1 protein-coding gene is annotated in these 1,535 nt (G+C 70.8%); it reads left to right on the top strand.

From position 1 onward, the window contains the following. The coding region (locus ASD86_RS24400) for a DUF11 domain-containing protein (RefSeq protein WP_162253735.1) at positions 1–1,535 on the top strand (1,535 nt) is incomplete at both ends.

The raw sequence follows: 1,535 nt of genomic DNA, 5'->3' as shown, positions 1-1,535 counted from the left end.
CGGTCGGTGGTCTGGCCTCGGGCGCGAACGCGACCTTGCAGATCGTCGCCACCGTGCTGCCGAACGGTCCGTACGCGAACACCGCGACGGCCACCTCGACCACCAACGATCCGACCCCGGGCAACAACACCTCGACCAGCACCCCGGTGCCGGTGGCCTCGGCCGATCTGGCCGTGACCAAGACCGTGTCGAACCCGAATCCGCCGATCGGCTCGACCATCACCTTCACCATCACCGTGGCCAACGCCGGTCCGTCGGCCGCGGCCGGCGTGGTCGTCAACGACGCGCTGCCCAGCGGTTACAGCTTCGTCTCGGCCACGCCGAGCGCGGGCACCTACAACGCCGGCACCGGCGTGTGGACCGTCGGCGCGCTCGCGGTCGGCGCCAGCCAGACCCTGACCGTCAGCGCGGTCGTGCTTGAGACCGGCAGCTACGCCAATACCGCCACCGGCACCTCGACCACCGGCGATCCGACTCCGGGCAACAACACCTCGACCTCGACGCCGACCCCGGTCGCCAACCCGAGCCTGTCGCTGGTCAAGGCCGCGCCGACCAACGCCGACAACGACGGCAGCGGCAGCGTGACCCTGGGCGATGTGCTGACCTACACCGTCACCGCGACCAACACCGGCAACGTCACCCTCACCAACGTGGTGGTCAGCGACGCCCAGCTGACTCCGGCCAGCCAGACCTGCGCGACCGTCCCGGTCGGCGGCACCTGCGTGCTGACCGGCACCCACACCGTCACCCTGACCGAAGTCACCGCCGGCGAGATCGTCAACAACGCCAGCGTGGTCTCGACCGAAGTCACCACGCCGGTGCCGGCGACCCGCACCACCCCGACCGCCCGTCGCCCGATCGTCGCGATCGACGACAGCGGCGCGGTGACCAGCGGCGCCAGCGGCGGCACCGCCGTGGCCAACGTGCTGGTCAACGACACCTTGAACGGCCAGCCGGCGACCACCGCGACGGTGACGATCAGCCAGGTCTCCACCAGCAATCCGAACGTGACCATCGATCCGGCCACCGGCGCGGTCAACGTCGCCGCCGGCACCGCGGCGGGCAACTACACCCTGCGTTACCGCATCTGCGAGACCGCCGATCCGACCAATTGCACCGAAGCCGACGTCGACGTGCAGGTGGGCGCCGCCGCGATCCTGGCGGTGGACGACACCGGCACGCCGGTCAACGGCAGCGCCGGCGGCACCGCGGTGCCGGACGTGCGCGCCAACGATCTGCTCAACGGCGCTCCGGTCGTCGCGGCCGATGTGGTGCTGACCCAGGTCTCGACCACCAATCCGGGCGTGACGCTCAACACCGCGACCGGCGCGGTGACGGTCGCCCCGGGCACCCCGGCGGGTACGTACACGCTGGTGTACCGCCTGTGCGAACTGCTCAACCCGACCAACTGCGACGACGCCACCGTGACCGTTACGGTTAATGCGGCGCCGATTGTGGCCACCGACGACACCGGTACGCCGGTCAACGGCCGCACCGGCGGTACCGTGGTGCCGGACGTGCGGGTCAACGACACG

Origin of the sequence: Lysobacter sp. Root690, assembly GCF_001427785.1 — a bacterium.
Lineage (GTDB): Bacteria > Pseudomonadota > Gammaproteobacteria > Xanthomonadales > Xanthomonadaceae > Lysobacter.
The sequence above is the reverse complement of the archived record's forward strand: the minus strand, read 5'-3'. Positions and strand labels throughout refer to the sequence as shown.